The following is a 17,722-nucleotide window of genomic DNA, read 5'->3' on the forward strand; positions in this document are numbered from 1 at the left end:
TGTGGTACCGTTGTTTGTTGTGTCGCATGTTCTGTTTTAATTTGTTGTGTGTTTTTTCTTACGTCTAGCCACAACTTCTACTACCTGCATATCGTCGGTAGCGTCAGATTTGTATAATGTACAGGGTGGTGACCGACGCCAAGACCGTCACCGCGACCACCCTGACCGATACCCTGGGTACCGGCCTGGAGCTGGTGGCTGGTTCGATCGTCGCGCCGGATTTCAGCTGCAATGCGGCCAATCCACTGGTGTGCACGCTGTCGGCCGGTGCCGCCATCGGCACCCACACCGTGACCTACAAGGCCCGCGTGACCGTGGATGCCGGCACCTCGGTGAGCAACACGGTGAGCGGCGCCCCGTGCGCCACCGGCGCTTGCACCACCGATACCCCGGTGGCCAAGCCGGGTGTCTCGGTCAGCAAGCAGGTGGACAAGACGGCTGCTGTCAGCCCGGGCGATACCCTGACCTACACCATTGGTGTGACGGTGACCGATGCCGATCTGATCCAGAACCTGGTCCTGGTCGACACCCTGTCGGGCAAGCAGACCTTTGCAGCCTTCACCAGCGCCACCGGTTTCACCTGCCCGGACCTGAGCAACTGCGTGTTGCCGGCCGGCACCGTGCCCGGTACCTATCAGCTGGTCTACACCACCACGGTGGATGCCGATGCGACCGGTTCGGTGGGCAACAGCGTGGTGGCGACGGGCGGTGACCCGGTGTGCACCACCTGCACCACGACCACGCCGGTGGTGGTGCCCAGCGTCACGGTGAACAAGTCGGTCGACAAGACCGGCGAGGTCAAGCCGGGCGACACCCTGACCTACACCATCGAGGTGGTGGTGGGTGGATCGGCCCTGACCCAGAACCTGGTCCTGGTCGACACCCTGAGCGGCAAGCAGACCTTTGCTGCCTTTACCAGCAGCACCGGCTTCAGCTGCCCGAGCCTGGGCAACTGCGTGCTGCCGGCCGGCACCCTGCCGGGTACCTACGAGGTGGTCTACACCACCACCGTGGATGCCGATGCCACCGGTTCGGTGGGCAACAGTGTGGTGGCCAGCGGTGGTGATCCGGAGTGTGTGAGCTGCACCACCACCACCCCGGTGATCAAGTCGGTGGCGCGGGTGAGCAAGTCGGTGGCCCAGACCCAGACCGTACGCCCGGGCGATGTGCTCGACTTCACCCTGGTCCTGAGCCTGGAACTGGCCGCCAATGCCGGCGACATCAGCCTGATCGACACCCTGGGCGAAGGCCTGGAGTTTGTCGGGGTGACCAATGCCGGTGCCTTCAGCTGCTCGCGTGAACTGACCTGCATCCTGGCCGCCGGCCATCTGCCGGGCCAGTACACGGTGACCTACCAGGCCCGTGTGGCTGCCAATGCCGGTGCCGAAGTGCGCAACACCGTGGTGGCGATCGAGCAGGATCCCAACAGCACCACACCGAGCCTGCCGGGTGATCCGGGCCAGCCGCTGTGCGAAACCTGCCAGACCATCACCCCGGTGGCGCGCGAAGTGAACCTGCGCATCAGCAAGGTGGCAGCCGTGCGCGAGGCCCGCATCGGTGACCTGGTGCGTTACACCCTGGAAGTGGAAAACCTTGGCGATGCCAATCTGGTCAACGGGGTGGTGATCGATACCGCACCGGCCGGCTTCAGCCTGGTGGCCGATTCGCTGGTGGTCATCGATGGTGACAACGCCGCCCAGGCCAGCAGTGGTTCGCCGACCCACTTCACCGGCATCGATATTGCGGCTGGGCAGAAGGCCCAGCTGGTCTACCTGATGCGGGTGGGCGCCGGTGTGCGCAACGGTGTCCAGGTCAACCGCGCCCAGGTGCGTGACGTGGATGGCAATGTGCTCTCCAACGAGGCCAGTGCCCAGGTGACCATCGCCGGTGACCCGCTGCTGGAAGACAGCCTGCTGCTGGGCACCGTGTTCGATGACCGCAACGGTGACGGCCGCCAGGCCAGTGCCCGCCTGAGCGAGGTGTTCGTGCAGGGTGGTTTCGATGCGCAGGCCTACATCGCCAACTCCACCACCATCGAGCGTGACGGGGTGCGCGAGCCGCTGGCCGATGCCAGCTCGCCGCTGCTGCACGGTGTGGCGGTGGGCACCCTGGTGGGGCGTTCCTCCAGCGCCGACAACGGCCAGGCCGGTACCGTGGTGATCCGCCAGCGCCTGCGCGAGCCGGCCTTCACCGGCGACTTCACCTTGCGCAGCCGCCAGGGTCTGGGCTTGACCATGGGCGCCGATGGCCAGGCCAGCATCAGCCGCCAGGGCGATGCCGCCGATGGCCTGAGCTCGGCCGAACTGCAGGTGGAACGCCGCGTCAGCCCGGTCGCCGATGGTGTCGAGGTGGCGTATGTGATCCGCAACACCGGTATCGATGAGCGCGGCATTCCGGGGGTGCGTATCGCCTCGGTGGAAGGCCTGCTGATGGAGACCGACCAGTTCGGCCGCTACCACCTGGTGGGCATCAGCGCCGGCGAGCAGGCGCGTGGCCGCAACCACGTGCTCAAGGTGGATCCGTCCACCCTGCCGGCCGGTGCGCAGTTCACCACGGACAACCCGCTGCTGCGCCGGATCACTCCCGGCATGCCGGCCCGCTTCGACTTCGGTGTGCGTCTGCCGGCCGAGCAGATCGGTGGCCGCAACGAGCAGGTCGAACTGGAGATGGGGCAGGTGCTGTTCGCCCCGGGGGCATCCACCCTGCAGCCGCAGTACCTGCCGGTGATCGAGCAGGTGGCCCAGCGTGTGCGCAGCTACGACGGTGGCGAGGTGGTGATTGCCGCCGATGGCGAAGGCCAGGTGCTGGCGATGGCCCGCGCCGAGGCTGTGCAGCAGGCATTGCAGCAGGCGCTGGGTGCCGAACTGTCGGCCAAGGTGCAGGTCCAGGTCCGCAGCAAGGCTGCTGAGGCGGCCAGCACCGTGGTGGGCCTGCAGGGTGAAGACCTGCTGCTGGGCACGGTGCTGTTCGATACCGACAAGGCGGTGATCAAGCCTGAGTTCGAGGCCCTGCTCGATGCGGTTGCAGCCCGCCTGCAGCAGCGCAAGGGCGGCACGGTGGCCATCGTCGGCCATACCGATGTGCGCGGCAGCCATGCCTACAACGCTGCATTGGGCCTGCGCCGGGCCAGGGCCGTGCATGAGGCGTTGATGCGACGGCTCAGCCCGGATGTCAGGGACAACGTACGCGTGGATGCCAGCAGCGATACCACCGCACCGATTGATGCAGGACGCGAGTAAGGAAGCGGCCATGAAGACCAAGATCAAATTGTTGGATGGCGCCCTGCTGAGCATCATTGCCGCCATGGCCGCTGTGCCGGCGGCCCATGCCCAGGCAGCCAAGGATGTTGCCGGGGATACCGCCATGGCCTGTGATGCCCAGGGCTGCCGGCAGGACGAGCAGATGCTGTTCCAGTTGCGCACGCGCAGCTGGGACAAGCCGGTGTCGCAGGGCACCGATGCGGCCTCCGGGGCGCAGGCGCTGCAGCCGGACCGCCGGGTCAGCATCATCCACGAGCAGGGCAGCGAGCTGGCCCCGGGCAGTGCCGAGATCCGCGGCAAGTTCATGCTGCAGCTGCCGGCCGGCGGTGTGGTCTGGGCCACCGAGGACCCCACCCTGGGTACCCCGGAGCTGACCATCGGTGCCCCGGGCATCGTGGCTTTCGAGGATGGCCGCATTGCCAAGCCGCTGGAGTTCTATGCGCGCAGCAACTATCCGGCCTTCATCCAGCGCTATGAGCTGCTGATCTACCGCGCCGGCGATGCTGACCTGGTCGACCCGCTGGTCACCCTGTCCATGCCGGTGGCCAATGTCAGCCGCCTGCAATGGGATGGCAAGCTGCCCGAACGCTACCGCTATCGCCAGGGCGACCAGTTGGCCTATGTGCTGCGCGCCTACGGTGCCGATGGCAATGTCGATGAAACCCAGCCGCGCGCGATCCAGCTGGTCAGCCAGGCCGAGGCTGATGGCAGTGGCCGGCGTCTGCGCGAAGCCACCGAAAAGGCCCAAGGCACCGCCCTGAGCCTGGAGCAGGCGCAGCAGCAGAGCCTGATTGACGAGGTGTTTGCCGGCAACGGCCTGCGCCAGCAGAACATCGGCATCCGCGGTTCGCGCGTGCGGGTGCAGGGCCGCAACATTGCCGAGGGCATGGGCCTGACCATCAACGGTGAGTCCTATCCGGTCGATCTGGAGCGCAAGTTCGTTGCCGAGTACCTGATGCCGGTGGGCAGCCATGACTTCGTCATCGGGGTCAAGCAGGGCCAGCTGCCGGCACAGGAGCATGCCCTGCACGTGGATGTCAGCGGGCGCTATTTCTTTGGCGTCGGCCTGGCCGATGTGACCATCGCCCAGAACAAGGTGGGTGGTTCGACCGCCGCCCTGCAGGTGGATCCGCGTTATGCCGATGACATCATCAGCGATGGCCGGCTGGCGTTCTACGGCAAGGCCAAGCTGGCCGGGCGCTACCTGGTCACCGCCCAGGCCGACACCACCGAGCGCGACCTGGAACACCTGTTCGATGGTTTTTCCAAGGCCAACCCGACCGACATCTTCCGGCGCCTGGACCCGGACCTGTACTACCCGGTGTATGGCGATGACTCCACCACCTGGCGTGATGTGGACACCATGGGCCGCTTCTACCTGCGGGTGGACTGGGACAAGAACCAGGCCCTGTGGGGCAACTATGGCACCGGCCTGACCGGCACCGAGTACGGCCAGTACGTGCGCTCGCTGTACGGCGCGGCGCTGAACTGGCGTTCCAATGCCAGCAATGCCTGGGGCGATGCGAAGAGCGAGCTGCGCCTGTTCGCTTCCGAGGCGCAGACCGCGCCGGGCCACAGCGAGTTCATCGGCACCGGCGGCAGCCTGTATTACCTGCGCCACACCGACATCCTGCCCGGTTCTGACCAGGTGGTGCTGGAGGTCCGCGACACGACGACCGGGCGCACCGAGCAGCGGGTGGAGCTGCAGCGCGGTGCCGATTACGAGATCGACGAGCTGCAGGGCCGCATCATCCTGACCCGGCCGCTGGCCCAGATCACCCTCAACAACATGCCCAGCCTGACCCGGACCAATCCGCTGGATGGCCTGGAGCAGCGTCTGCTGGTGGATTACGAATGGGTGCCCACCGGTTTTGATCCGGACGAGGTGACCGCCGGTGTGCGGGCCAAGCACTGGTTTGGCGACAATCTTGGTATCGGCCTGACCCATGTGCAGGAAAACCGCGGTGGCCAGGATTACCAGCTCAGCGGGGCAGACATCACCGTGCAGGCTGGCCGCGGCACCTACCTGAAGGCCGAAGTGGCACGCACCGAAGCCACCGCTACACCGGTGTTCTTCTCCGACAACGGCGGTTTGAGCTTCACCCAGCTGGGCAGCAACGGGCCGCAGGAGGGCGAAGCACGCGCGGTGGAAGCTCGCATCAACCTGCGTGAGCTGGGCTGGACCGAGCTGGACTGGAGTGCCGGTGCCTGGTGGCGTGATGTCGAGGCCGGCTATTCCACCGGGCGCATGGACCGTGGCGCGGACATCCGCGAGGTTGGTGCCGAAGTGCTGGGTCAGATCAACTCGCGCCTGGGCGTGTACCTGCGTGCCACCCGTGCCGATCGTGATGGCGAAAGCCTGCGCCAGGCCCAGCTGACCGCCGAATGGGACATCAATGAACGCAGCACGCTCAGTGCCGAACTGCGCCGCCTGGATGAGCGCCGCAACAGCGGCGATGCCGCCGGCACCCTGGCGGCGTTGAAGTTCCTGCAGCGTTTTGGTTCCAACCTGGAGCTGTATGCCACCGGCCAGCTGACCGTGGATGACGATGGCGGCGCCTACCAGGACAATAATGCCGTGATCCTCGGCGGCAAGTACCTGTTCGGCAACCTGTCCTCGATCGGTGGCGAGGTGTCCAGCGGTGATCGCGGCGAAGCGGTCAGCATCACCGGTGAATACCGCCTGGCCCCGGACCACAGCCTGTACGGCAGCTACACCTGGTCCACCGACAGCACGGCCTACGACCCGCTGTTCAATCCGTCCCAGCAAAATGGCTGGACCGTCGGCCAGCGCTGGCGCCTGTCCAACCAGGCCAGCCTGTACAACGAAAGCCAGTTCCTCAAGAGCCGCGGTGAATCCGGCCTGGCCCATACCTTCGGCATGGATTTCCTGCCGGCCCAGGGCTGGAACACCGGCTTTGCCCTGCAGCACGGCGAGCTGGAAAACCTCGCCGGTGGCATCGTCCGGCGCAAGGCCATCAGCCTCAACGGGGGCCACACCTCGGCTGCGACCGACTGGAACAGCAAGCTGGAATGGCGGCGTGACAGTGGTGCCGAGCAGCGCGAGCAGTGGGTCAGCACCAACCGCCTGACCCACCGCATCAATGACAGCTGGCGCATTGCCGCCCGCTTCAACTACTCGCAGACCGAAGACCGTATCAACGCCCTGGCCGATGCCAAGTTCATCGAAGGCAATGTCGGCTTTGCCTGGCGCCCGTGGGACAGTACCCGCTGGGCAGTGTTCGGCCGTTACACCTACCTGTATGACCTGTCCACGCTGGGCCAGATCAGCGAAATCAATTACGACCAGCGCACCCAGGTGCTGTCACTGGAAGGTATCTACCAGGCCGGACACAACTGGGAACTGGCCGCCAAGGCGGCCCGCCGCGAGGGCGAAGTGCGCTATGGCCGTGGCACCGGCCCCTGGTTTGATTCGGCTACCACGTTTGTCGCCGGCCAGGTGCGTTATGACCTGCGTCAGCAGTGGCATGCGCTGGCTGAGTACCGCTGGCTGGATGTGGACAACGGCGGCAGTCGCAGTGGCTTCCTGGTCGGTGTGGACCGCGACATCAACAAGAATTTCCGCGTTGGTCTGGGTTACAACTTCACCGATTTCAGTGATGACCTGACCAATTTCGATTACGACCATCGCGGGTTCTTCATCAATCTCACCGGGGTTTATTGACAGTGGATGTTTTCATGAGGAAGGAAATCAACGCGATCGGTGCGGGGGCACTGATCGCCGGCCTGCTGGCCGTGGCGCCGGCGGCGCTGGCACAGAACGGCATCCGTTTCGAGGATTACCGTGGCAAGGCCGATGTGCCGGCCAATTCGCCGACGCCGAACTTTGACAACCTCAGCCGTCAGGTCAATGGTGTGGGCAATATCCCGCGCCTGATGGCATTGCAGGGAGTCCCTGGTGCGGTGGTTGATTCCGGTACCCGCGATACCATTGAATGGCTTGGCAAAAATCCCGAGCTCTGTGACATGGGGGATATCGGCAAGGATTCGGCATCGTCACGGGCCGCCTGTGCCAAGTGGAAGATGGGCCGTATTGCCTATACGGTGGTGCGCTTCCCGGTGGCCGGCAATGTCCAGTTGCGCGTGGCCCACGATGACGACCTGAAAGTGGATTTTTCCAGCGATATCGATATTGGTTCCAATTACCGCAATGCGAACTGGACTTATGAGGTAGGCCAGCTATCCACCTATGTGGCTGCCGATCGCTGGGTGCCTCTGGGTACTTACAACTCCCCCTCGGTCGGAAGTTGTGCATTGGTGCGTTTGGCCTGGGTCAACAACGGCGGCCTGAACCATTTGCGCTTGCGTTATCGCATCAGTAATTTCAATGGCGGCACTGGCAGTGACCGGGAGAACCAGGAATTCGATAAATCCGATTTCATCGATCCTTTGGATGTGGCCAGCATCCAGCGCCGTTGCACCGGTGCGGTGATTGCACCGGAAGTGAGCCTGACCAAGGAGATCGTAGGCGGGCGTATCAATGACGCTGACCAGTTCACTTTGAACGTGCGCCGTGGCAGCAATGTCGTGGTTACCCAGACCACCACAGGTTCCCAATTGCGCTACCCACTGCCCACGGCCAATCTGAGCACGGGCAGCGAGCGCATCACCATTGAAGAAATTCCTGCCGGTGGTGCGCTATTGCTCAATTATTCACCGATGGCCAGTTGCCGCAAGACTACTCTGACCAATCAATCGCCGGTAAACGTCCCTCTGACGGCGGGCAACAATGGTGCCAATGGTTTCAGCTGGTCGATGGATGCACCGGTATCGGGTGACAAAGTCAGCTGCACCATCACCAATACCCCGCCCAGTGCCAATCTCAGCTTGAGCAAGACCAGTTCGGTGTCGCAGTCCGATACCCTGCGCACGGGTGATCCAGTGACCTATACCCTGCAGGCCACAAATCCGGGCCCCAACCATGCCAACGGAGCGGTGCTGCGTGACCCGGCAGTTGCCGGAGTGAGCTGCACGGCAGCTGCCTGCACTTCCAGCGGTGGTGCTGTCTGCCCACAGGCATCGGCAGTTACGGTGGCGGCACTGCAGGGCAATGGCATCACCATTCCCACCTTTCCGGTCAATGGCAGCATCCGCCTGACCCTGACCTGTGCGGTGACTGCCAGCGGTTATTGAGGTCGTTGTTGCCGGTGCCGTAGATGGCCCGCTTGCAGCGGGCCATTTTTTTGCAGTGGCGCGTTCTTTGTGCGTGCAGTGTCTCGGTTGTTTTTCATGGGATCCTGCACGGCCAGACAGCGGAAAAATCTCCTGCAAAAGCCTGTCTGCTTCACCTGAAAATGAGTGCCTGCATGGCAGTTTGAGCACATTCCCCCGATGTGCAGACTTCCCCATGTCCGCCAGATTCGCACTCCCGATGCTATCGGCCCTGTTTGGTCTGATGCTGCTTCCCGGTACGGCCAGCGCCCAGTCCGGTGTGGTCTTCGAAGACTATGCCGGGCGCAATTATGTGCCGGCCAATCCGCCTGCTACTACCTTCAATAATCCTGACATCAATTCCCTGCTGGCTTTGCATGCCAGCGGCAGCGGGGTGGTACGCAGTGGTACCGAGGCCGGCCTGGACTGGCCTCAGACCGCACCGCGTCTGTGTGTGTGGCCGGATACCGCCGTGGGTGGCAATACGGCGCTGTCCCGAGCCTCCTGCGGCTTGCATGCCATGGGCCGCATGTCCTATACCGTGGTGCGCATGCCGGTGGCCGGCAACATCGGCTTCTATATTGCCCATGACGACAATGCGCGTGTGGATCTTTCCACTGATTACCAGCGGGCGAACAACTACCGCACGGCTGCGTGGGATCTTCCTGTTGGCGCCTTGACGGACTACACCACCGATTCGAACACCTTCTCGCGCATCGGTTCGGTCACCTCACCCGGTGTGGGCAGTTGTCTGTTGCTGCGGGTGGCCTGGGCCAATACCGGTGGGCGCAACTACATGCGTCTGGGTTACCGCACGGTCACCGGTACCACGACCCAGTTTTTTGCTAGACAGGACCTGATCAACCCGACCGATTCGGCCACCATCGCCCAGCGTTGCATCGGTGCGGTACAGGCTGCCCCTACCGTACAGCTGAACAAGGCCATCCAGGACGGGCGTGCTCAGGCAGCAGATCAATTCAGGCTGAGCCTCAAACTGGACGACGTCGTGGTGCAAGTGGCCAATACCACCGGCACCAATGCATCACTGGCCATGCCCAAGACCACGGTGGCGGCTGGCAGCAACGGCGTCACCATCGAAGAGACAGCGGTTTCCGGCGCGCTGGCACCGTATGTGGTGTCAGCCAGTTGCAGCAATGTCAGCGGTGGTACTGCGCTGGCCTTGACCCAGGTCGGTACGGCTGCCAATCCTCGTTGGCGATTGCCGCCTTTGGCCGCGGGGCAGGAGGTCACCTGCACCATCACCAACCGCGCGGCAGCTTCCAGCCTGGCACTGAGCAAGAGCAGTACGCCTGCAAGCCCCTGGCGCACCGGGCAGGCGGTGACCTACACCCTGACGGCACGCAACAACGGCCCGGATGCGGCCAATGGCGCGGTGATTCGTGACCCGGCGGTGGCCGGACTGAGCTGCAGCAGCGTCAGCTGTCAGGCCAGCGGCAGTGCACAGTGCCCGGCCTCACCGACAGTTAGCCAGTTGCAGGGAACCGGGCTGGTGCTGCCGGAATTTCCCGCCAATGGCCAGGTCGTGCTGAGCCTGGCCTGCACCGTGACGGCGACGGGTATCACCCCTTGATCCGTGGCGGCCACAAACTGCCCGGCAAGCGGGCCGGGCAGTGCGCTTGGCCGGTGCGGTCAGGCGCCGCCGGCAAAGTCGTGCTGGCGCCAGGCTTCGAACATGGTCACGGCCACGGCGTTGGACAGGTTCAGGCTGCGGTTGTCCGGGCGCATCGGCAGACGCAGGCGCTGCCCGGAGGGCAGGGCATCGATCACGGCCTGCGGCAGGCCGCGTGATTCCGGGCCGAACAGGAAGGCATCGCCATCGCCGTAGGCCACCTGGTCATAGCGCTGCTGGGAGCGGGTGGAAAACGCAAACAGGCGGGCCGGGGCAATCACGGCCAAGGCCTGCGCGAGGCTGTCGTGCACCTGCAGCTGGGCGTACTCGTGGTAATCCAGGCCGGCACGGCGCAGATGCTTGTCATCCAGCTCGAAGCCCAGTGGCTTGACCAGATGCAGGCGCGCACCGGTATTGGCGCACAGGCGGATGATGTTGCCGGTATTGGGGGGGATTTCCGGCTCGAACAGGATGACGTGGAACAGGGGGGGCGTAGACATGGCCCTAGTTTACGCCCGCCCCGCAACAGTTCAGCGCTGCAGAGCCGAGGGCAGTACCTCGTAAGGCAGGCGCACCAGCGGTCGGGAGGGCAGGGCCGGCAGTGCCGGCATGTCGATCCAGTGCTCCAGGTTGACCGGCACCAAGCCGGCGGCCTGGAGCAGGGTCAGCGCATCCGGGCGCACTTCCACCGCGGCCAGGTCCACCACCTTGCGTGCCAGGCGTTCGAGTTGCTGGCTGGCATCGGGCCGGACCTGCACGGCAGACAGGGTAGGGATCGCGGCGTCATCGCTGGCCAGGGCGGCGGAGGCAGGCAGCAGGACGAGGATCAGGGCAGCGGTAATCGAGCGGGCATTCATGGCGTTCTCTCCAGTTTTATCGTCGTGGTGTTGTATCAATGTAGTACACCGTTACGGGTGGCGCAACAAGTACAGACGTTTGTTGTGCGCAGTGAACTCACAGCACCAACCGTGCCAACTTCAACCAATTGATATAAAAGGAGTTTGCTGATGGATCATCTGTCCACTCTGCGGACACTGTCCGTTCCGGACGACCGCCCGGGGGCGTTGCCGGGCGGCTGGGGCATGACCGCCGGCCCATACCTCTTGGTCGCCCCAGGCACTACCATCGGCGGATATTCACGTGCCAAGGAACAAGGAATGACCACTGCCCGTCCCCGAATTGCGTTGCTCGCCTCTGCCATGGCCCTGGCCCTGGGCAGCGGCTTGAGCCTGGTTCCCGCTCAAGCGCAGGCGCGTGCGCCGGTCGCGGTGAGCGCTCCGGCCAGTACCGGTGTGGACATCCCCTTTGAACAGTTCACCCTGCCCAACGGCCTGCGCGTGGTGGTGCACACCGACCGCAAGGCGCCGGTGGTGGCGGTCAACATCTGGTACCACGTCGGCAGCAAGGACGAACCGGCCGGGCGTTCCGGCTTTGCCCACCTGTTTGAACACCTGATGTTCAACGGCAGCGAGAACCACCCGGGTGAGTTCTTCGAGCCGTTCAAGCAGGTCGGTGCCACCAACCAGAACGGCACCACCAATACCGACCGCACCAACTACTTCCAGAACGTGCCCACCACCGCGCTGGACATGGCGCTGTGGATGGAGTCCGACCGCATGGGCCACCTGCTCGGTGCGATCGACCAGAAGGTGCTCGACGAGCAGCGCGGCGTGGTCCAGAACGAAAAGCGCCAGGGCGAGAACCAGCCCTACGGCCAGGTCTGGGACCGCCTCAACCGCGCCCTGTACCCGGTGGGCCATCCGTACCACCACAGCGTGATCGGCTCGATGAACGACCTCAACGCCGCCTCGGTGGAGGACGTGCACCAGTGGTTCAAGGCCTGGTACGGCCCCAACAATGCGGTGCTGGTGCTGGCCGGTGACATCGACCTGGCCACCGCCCGCGAGAAGGTGACCCGCTACTTCGGTGACATCCCGGCCGGCCCGACCATGGCCCAGCCGGCGGTCAACGTGGCCAAGCGCAGCGCCGATACCCGCGAGGAGCTGACCGACCAGGTGCCGCAGTCGCGCATCTACCGGGCCTGGAACGTGGCCCAGGCCGGCAGCGTGGATGTGGACCAGCTGCAGGTGCTGGCCCGGGTGCTGGGCGGGGCCAAGTCCTCGCGCCTGGACAAGCGTCTGGTGCATGAGGACAAGCTGGTGGACAACATCAGCGCCGGCGTTTTCAGCTCGCAGCTGGGCTCCAATTTCATCGTCATGGCCACGGTCAAGCAGGGCGTGGAGCCGGCACAGGTGGAAGCGATCATCGACCAGGAGATCGAGCGCCTGATCAACCGGGGCGCCACCGCGGCGGAAATCGACCTGGCCAAGACCGCTTTCCGCGCCGGTTTCGTGCGCGGCATCGAGCGTATCGGCGGCTTCGGCGGCAAGGCCGATGCGCTGGCCGAATGCACCGTGATGGAAGGTGAGCCGGGCTGCTTCCGCACCTCGCTGGCCAACATCCAGGCCACCACCGCTGCCCAGCTCACCGCGGTGGGCAACAAGTGGCTGGACGTGGGCAGCCACACCCTGGTGGTGGTGCCCGGCCCGCGTGAGGTGCTGGAAGAAGAGCCGGCACAGACCCCGGCCCCGATGCAGCTGCCGGCCCCGGAGGCCCGCTTCACCACCACCGCCAGCACGCTGGACCGCAGCGCCGGTGTGCCGCGTACCGAAAGCTTCCCGGAGCTGAAGTTCCCCACCGCCCAGCACGCCACCCTGTCCAACGGCACCAAGGTGGTGCTGGCCCAGCGTCATGAAATCCCGGTGGTGCAGCTGAGCTACCAGTTCCCGGGTGGCTTTGCGGCCGACCAGGGCGGCAAGCAGGGCACCGCCAGCTTCGCCGCCGGCCTGCTCAGTGAAGGTGCCGGCCAGCGTGATGCGCTGGCCTTCGGCGATGCGCTGGATGCACTGGGCGCACGCGCCGGTGCCGGTGCCTCGCTGGATACCCTGTCGGTGAGCCTGTCGGCCCTGCGCGAGAACCTGGCCCCGTCGCTGGCACTGTTTGCCGACATGCTGCGTGCCCCGCGCTACGAGCAGAAGGAAATCGACCGCGTGCGCGCCAGCTGGATTGCCGGCATCAAGCAGGAGCGTGCCCGCCCCGAAGCGGTGGCCATGCGTGTGCTGCCGGAGCTGCTGTACGGCGAGGGTCACCCGTATGCGGCGCCGTTCACCGGTTCGGGCAACGAGCAGGCCATCGCCTCGCTCAGCCGTGACGAACTGGTGGCCTTCCACCAGAAGTGGATCCGCCCGGAACACGGCACCTTGCTGGTGGCCGGTGACATCACCATGGAACAGCTGCTGCCGGCGCTGGAAACCGCCCTGGCCGGTTGGCAGGGGCAGGGCGAACTGCCGCAGCTGGCCGTCAGCACCGAGGTGACCCGCCCGCAGGCCAGCACCGTGTACCTGATCGACCAGCCCGGCGCGGTCCAGGCCAACCTGTTTGCCGCCCAGCTGGTGCCGTCCGGCACCGATGCCGGGGCGCTGGCACTGGATATCGCCAACGGCGTGCTCGGTGGTGACTTCACCTCGCGCCTGAACATGAACCTGCGCGAGGACAAGCACTGGTCCTACGGTGTGCGTGCCTCGATCAGTGGTGCCCTCGGCGCCCGCCCGTGGATCGTCTCGGCCCCGGTGCAGATCGACAAGACCGCCGAGTCGATGGCCGAGCTGCAGCGCGAGATCGCCGACTTTGCCAGCGGCAAGCGTCCGCCCAGCGAGGCCGAGGTGGCCCGCATCCGCGCGATCCAGACCCTGAGCCTGCCCGGCGCCTATGAAACCGCCAGTGCGGTGCTGTCCACCCTGAGCAGCAACGCCCTGTACGGTCGCGCCGATGACTATGTGTTCACCCGCAAGGCGGCCATCGAGGCGATGACCCCGGCCCAGGTGACGCAGGCGGCCAAGGGCATCGACCCGGCGGCCCTGGTCTGGGTGGTGGTGGGCGACCTGAAGCAGATCGAGGCCCCGATCCGCGCCCTGAACCTGGGCACGGTGCAGGTCATCGACGGCGAGGGCAACCCGGTCAAGTAAGCGCCGGGCGGTCATCTGCCAGCACGGGGCGGTGCCAACGGCATCGCCCCGTTGCGTATCGGCCGGATGGCCGCAATTCAGCCGCAGGCCAACCGCTGGCCCGCAAACCCGGCACAATGTCTTCGATTCATATTCAGGAAACTCCCATGCGTCTGCTCATTGCTGGCCTGCTGCTTGCCTCCACCACTGCCTGCACCTGGGTGCCGATCGAGGCCGCCGGCAAGGCGGTGCGTGTGCTGCCGGCCGGTGCGGCCCCGGCCAACTGCACGGCCCGTGGCGAAATCGTGGTCACGGTGAAGGACAAGGTCGGTTTCTACGAGCGCAACGCGCTGCGTGTTCAGGAAGAGCTGGAGACCCTGGCCCGCAACGAGGCCTACAGTGTGCAGGCCAATACCGTGCAGCCGCAGGGCGTGCCGGCCAATGGTGAACAGCGTTTTGCCGCCTGGCAGTGCCCGGCCCGCTGAGCCGCCGGCACGCTGTGTGCTGCCAGCCCGCCCTACGGTGACGTGCGGTGTGGCTGGCCAGCCGCTAGAATAGTCCCCCCTTCGCCTGACTACCGGCGCACCCTGATGCTTTTTGAGAATGTCTCCATCGCGGGACTGGCGCACATTGATGCGCCGCACACGCTGACGTCGCTGGAAATCAACGAACGTCTGAAGCCGACGTTCGAGCGTCTGCGTATCCGCGCTGACATGCTCGGAGACATTGCCGGCGTGCATGCGCGCCGGTTGTGGGACCCGGGTACCCAGGCCTCCGACGGCGCCGGCATGGCCGCCCGCCGCGTGCTCGAGCAGACCGGCGTGCGCGCCGACCAGCTGGGCATGGTGATCAACACCTCGGTCAGCCGTGACTACCTGGAGCCGTCCACCGCGGCCATCGTGTCCGGCAAGCTGGGCGTGGGCGACCGCTGCATCACCTTTGACATCGCCAACGCCTGCCTGGCCTTCGTCAACGGCATGGACATGGCCGCGCGCCTGATCGAAGTGGGCGATGTGCAGTACGCCCTGATCGTGGACGCGGAAACCTCCAACCTGGTCTATGAAAAGACCATCGAGCGCCTGAGCCGCCCGGACGTGACCGCCGAAGAGGTGAAGAACGAGCTGGCCGCGCTGACCACCGGTTCCGGTGCGGCCGCGATGCTGCTGTGCCACCGTTCGTTGGCCCCGGACGCCCCGCGCTACCGTGGCGCGGTGACCCGTTCGGCCAACCAGTTCAGCCACCTGTGCCTGGGCAACCTGGACCGCATGGTCACCGACACCCGTTCGCTGCTGATCGAGGGCATCCGCCTGGCCGAGAAGACCTTCAAGGCCGCCAGCGAGCAGTTCGGCTGGAAGGTCGAGGACCTGGCCCAGTTCGTGATCCACCAGGTCAGCCAGCCGCACACCAAGGCCTTCATCAAGACCCTGGCCATCGAGCCGACCAAGGTGATGACCATCTTCGGCGAATTCGGCAACATCGGCCCGGCATCGGTGCCGATCGTTCTGAGCAAGCTCAACGAGCTGGGACGCCTGAAGAAGGGCGACCGGATCGGCCTGATGGGCATCGGCTCGGGCTTGAACTGCTCGATGGCCGAGGTGGTCTGGTAAGCGCGGCAGCGCTGCCGCCGCTGTCCGGCCCGTCCCTGCGCTGACGCCCGCCACCGAGCGGGCGTTGTCGTTTCCGGCGCCGGCCCTTGCGGCCGACCGGCCGCGTTGATGGCCTGCTGCCGGTGCGGGCGGTGCTCAGGTGTCCAGTGCGGCAGCCACGCGCTGGCGCAGTTCCGGCAGCAGTTCGGCTTCAAACCACGGGTTGCGCGCCAGCCACAGCCGGTTGCGCGGGCTGGGGTGGGGCAGCGGCAGCACACCGCGTTGCAGGTGCCCGCGCCAGGCCTGCACGGTCTCGGTCAGGGTGCGCCCGCGGCTGGCGCCGAGCAGGCCGGCCTGGGCGTACTGGCCGATGGCCAGGCGCAGCTGCACCCGGGCCAGCCGTGGCAGCAGCTGTGGGTGCCAGGTGGGGGCGCATTCCGGGCGCGGCGGCAGGTCGCCACTGCGGCCGCTGCCGGGGTAGCAGAAGCCCATCGGCACGATCGCCACCCTGCGCGGGTCGTAGAAGGTCGTGCTGTCGATGCCCAGCCACTGGCGCAGGCGCTGCCCGCTGGCATCGTCGAACGGAATGCCGCTGGCATGCACGCGCCGCCCCGGTGCCTGGCCGACGATCAGCAGGCGGGCCTGTGGCGCGGCCTGCACCACCGGGCGGCAGCCCAGCGGCAGCTCGGCCCGGCACAGGCAGCAGGCGCGGATACGCTGCAGCAGCGTGGTAAAGGGTTCGCTCATGTCCGGTGGCTCCATCGCTTGCAGGCCAGGGGCGCGGTGCTTCAGGCGCCGCTGGCGGTGGCCATCATGATGCTGTGTCTGCCGGCTTGCTGCAGCCCGGCACCACGGCGGGCCGGCAAGCATGCCTGAGCTTGCGGGAGCGCGGCGTATGCGGCTGCCCGGCGCGGCCTGCTTCCTGCTGCCTGCTGCAAGGCAGTGTCCGGGGCCCCTGTGCACCGGCGCGGGCGATTACAATGCGCGCCTGCTCTTTCGTTCCCGCGTGATTGCCTTGTCCCGTTTCCCCAGCTACCCCGACCAGACCGCCCGCTTCGAAGTCCGCCCGGGCGTGTGGATGAACTACATCGATGCCGGCCCGCGCGAGGGCGAGGTCATCGTGATGCTGCACGGCAACCCGTCCTGGAGCTACCTGTGGCGGCACCTGGTCAACGGCCTGAGTGATCAGTACCGCTGCATCGTGCCCGACCACATCGGCATGGGCCTGTCGGACAAGCCCGATGACAGCGCCTACGACTACACCCTGCAGTCGCGGGTGGACGATGTCACCGCGCTGCTGGACCACCTGGAGGTCACTGGCCCGATCACCCTGGCCGTGCACGACTGGGGCGGTATGATCGGCTTCGGCTGGGCGCTGAGCCACCACCACCAGGTCAAGCGCCTGGTGATCACCAACACCGCCGCCTTCCCGATGCCGGCCGACAAGCCGATGCCCTGGCAGATCGCCATCGGTCGCCACTGGCGTATCGGTGAGTGGTTCATCCGCACCTTCAATGCGTTTTCCGCCGGTGCCTCGTGGCTGGGCGTGTCGCGGCGCATGCCGGCCGATGTGCGCGCCGCCTATGTGGCCCCGTACAACAACTGGGACAACCGCATCTCCACCATCCGCTTCATGCAGGACATCCCGCTGGGGCCGGATGACCGTGGCTGGTCGCTGCTGACCCGCGCCGGTGAAGCCTTGCCGTCCTTTGCCGACCGCCCGGCCTTCATTGCCTGGGGCCTGCGCGACATCTGCTTTGACTACCCCTTCCTGCGCACCTTCAGGCAGGCACTGCCCAACGCACAGGTGATGGCATTTGAAGATGCCAACCACTACGTGCTGGAAGACAAGCACGAGGTGATCGTGCCGGCAGTACGCCAGTTCCTGGCCGACAACCCGATCGATTGAGTCACCGGGGGCGTCGCTGGACGTCAGAGCCGCACCGTTGAGGTGCGGCTTTTTGTTTGCCTGCGCGACTGGCCGTGCTGTTGTCGGAGCCGGCCCCGGCCGCGATGCTTCTGCTTTGGCCGGTAAAGCCCGTCGCGCCCAGGTGCGCTTGTGTCTTGGGC

Annotated in this window: 11 protein-coding genes; 8 read left to right on the top strand and 3 right to left on the bottom strand. The window is 65.7% G+C overall.

What is annotated here, in order from left to right:
- Positions 1-128: 128 nt before the first annotated feature.
- The 4 genes from ABB30_RS14995 to ABB30_RS15010 all read left to right on the top strand — a co-directional run bounded on the left by ABB30_RS14995 (position 129) and on the right by ABB30_RS15010 (position 10,023).
- The gene (locus ABB30_RS14995; protein WP_161808873.1) at positions 129-3,239 is read left to right on the top strand and encodes an OmpA family protein; all 3,111 of its coding nucleotides are present in this window, start codon (positions 129-131) and stop codon (positions 3,237-3,239) included.
- Positions 3,240-3,249: 10 nt separating this feature from the next.
- The gene (locus tag ABB30_RS15000) at positions 3,250-6,945 is read left to right on the top strand and encodes a hypothetical protein (protein ID WP_057639122.1); all 3,696 of its coding nucleotides are present in this window, start codon (positions 3,250-3,252) and stop codon (positions 6,943-6,945) included.
- A gap of 71 nt (positions 6,946-7,016) precedes the next feature.
- A complete protein-coding gene (locus ABB30_RS15005; protein WP_161808874.1) occupies positions 7,017-8,414 on the top strand; it encodes a DUF11 domain-containing protein in 1,398 nt (465 codons plus the stop codon).
- Positions 8,415-8,676: 262 nt separating this feature from the next.
- Positions 8,677-10,023 carry a DUF11 domain-containing protein gene (locus ABB30_RS15010; RefSeq protein ID WP_161808875.1) on the top strand — a complete coding sequence of 449 codons (1,347 nt, stop codon included), beginning with the start codon at positions 8,677-8,679 and terminating at the stop codon, positions 10,021-10,023.
- A 59-nt stretch (positions 10,024-10,082) separates the two neighbouring features.
- On the opposite strand, the gene trmL is transcribed toward ABB30_RS15010, so the two are convergent.
- Together trmL and ABB30_RS15020 are read right to left on the bottom strand one after the other, a co-directional pair.
- Positions 10,083-10,562 (bottom strand): tRNA (uridine(34)/cytosine(34)/5-carboxymethylaminomethyluridine(34)-2'-O)-methyltransferase TrmL, encoded by a 480-nt coding sequence (trmL, locus tag ABB30_RS15015; RefSeq protein ID WP_057639125.1) that lies wholly within the window; start codon positions 10,560-10,562, stop codon positions 10,083-10,085.
- Positions 10,563-10,592: 30 nt separating this feature from the next.
- The gene (locus tag ABB30_RS15020; RefSeq protein WP_057639126.1) at positions 10,593-10,919 is read right to left on the bottom strand and encodes a hypothetical protein; all 327 of its coding nucleotides are present in this window, start codon (positions 10,917-10,919) and stop codon (positions 10,593-10,595) included.
- A gap of 300 nt (positions 10,920-11,219) precedes the next feature.
- Here ABB30_RS15020 and ABB30_RS15025 point away from each other — a divergent pair, with 300 nt between their 5' ends.
- The 3 genes from ABB30_RS15025 to ABB30_RS15035 all read left to right on the top strand — a co-directional run bounded on the left by ABB30_RS15025 (position 11,220) and on the right by ABB30_RS15035 (position 15,673).
- Entirely contained in the window at positions 11,220-14,087 is a 2,868-nt protein-coding gene (locus tag ABB30_RS15025; RefSeq protein WP_057639127.1) for a M16 family metallopeptidase, read from the top strand.
- A gap of 146 nt (positions 14,088-14,233) precedes the next feature.
- A complete protein-coding gene (locus ABB30_RS15030; protein WP_057639128.1) occupies positions 14,234-14,551 on the top strand; it encodes a DUF4156 domain-containing protein in 318 nt (105 codons plus the stop codon).
- Between the two features lie 105 nt (positions 14,552-14,656).
- Positions 14,657-15,673, top strand: coding sequence for a 3-oxoacyl-ACP synthase III (locus tag ABB30_RS15035; RefSeq protein WP_057639129.1), 1,017 nt, complete (start codon positions 14,657-14,659; stop codon positions 15,671-15,673).
- Between the two features lie 135 nt (positions 15,674-15,808).
- Here the strand turns inward: ABB30_RS15035 and ABB30_RS15040 are convergent, their stop codons facing one another.
- Positions 15,809-16,399: a uracil-DNA glycosylase family protein gene (locus ABB30_RS15040; protein WP_057639130.1), complete on the bottom strand. Its 591-nt coding sequence runs from the start codon at positions 16,397-16,399 to the stop codon at positions 15,809-15,811.
- 331 nt (positions 16,400-16,730) lie between these two features.
- Between ABB30_RS15040 and ABB30_RS15045 the strand changes: the two genes are divergently transcribed.
- Positions 16,731-17,561, top strand: a complete 831-nt coding sequence (locus ABB30_RS15045) for an alpha/beta fold hydrolase (protein ID WP_057639131.1) — start codon at positions 16,731-16,733, stop codon at positions 17,559-17,561.
- The last annotated feature ends 161 nt before the right edge of the window (positions 17,562-17,722 follow it).

The organism is Stenotrophomonas ginsengisoli (assembly GCF_001431485.1).
Classification (GTDB): domain Bacteria; phylum Pseudomonadota; class Gammaproteobacteria; order Xanthomonadales; family Xanthomonadaceae; genus Stenotrophomonas; species Stenotrophomonas ginsengisoli.

Bases quoted from the DNA above. Each gene is read 5' to 3' on its own strand.
- ABB30_RS15020 (WP_057639126.1), bottom strand. From the start codon at position 10,919: ATGAATGCCCGCTCGATTACCGCTGCCCTGATCCTCGTCCTGCTGCCT.
- ABB30_RS15035 (WP_057639129.1), top strand. From the start codon at position 14,657: ATGCTTTTTGAGAATGTCTCCATCGCGGGACTGGCGCACATTGATGCG.
- ABB30_RS15000 (WP_057639122.1), top strand. From the start codon at position 3,250: ATGAAGACCAAGATCAAATTGTTGGATGGCGCCCTGCTGAGCATCATT.
- ABB30_RS15040 (WP_057639130.1), bottom strand. From the start codon at position 16,399: ATGAGCGAACCCTTTACCACGCTGCTGCAGCGTATCCGCGCCTGCTGC.
- ABB30_RS15010 (WP_161808875.1), top strand. From the start codon at position 8,677: ATGCTGCTTCCCGGTACGGCCAGCGCCCAGTCCGGTGTGGTCTTCGAA.
- ABB30_RS15030 (WP_057639128.1), top strand. From the start codon at position 14,234: ATGCGTCTGCTCATTGCTGGCCTGCTGCTTGCCTCCACCACTGCCTGC.
- trmL (WP_057639125.1), bottom strand. From the start codon at position 10,562: ATGTCTACGCCCCCCCTGTTCCACGTCATCCTGTTCGAGCCGGAAATC.
- ABB30_RS15025 (WP_057639127.1), top strand. From the start codon at position 11,220: ATGACCACTGCCCGTCCCCGAATTGCGTTGCTCGCCTCTGCCATGGCC.
- ABB30_RS15045 (WP_057639131.1), top strand. From the start codon at position 16,731: ATGAACTACATCGATGCCGGCCCGCGCGAGGGCGAGGTCATCGTGATG.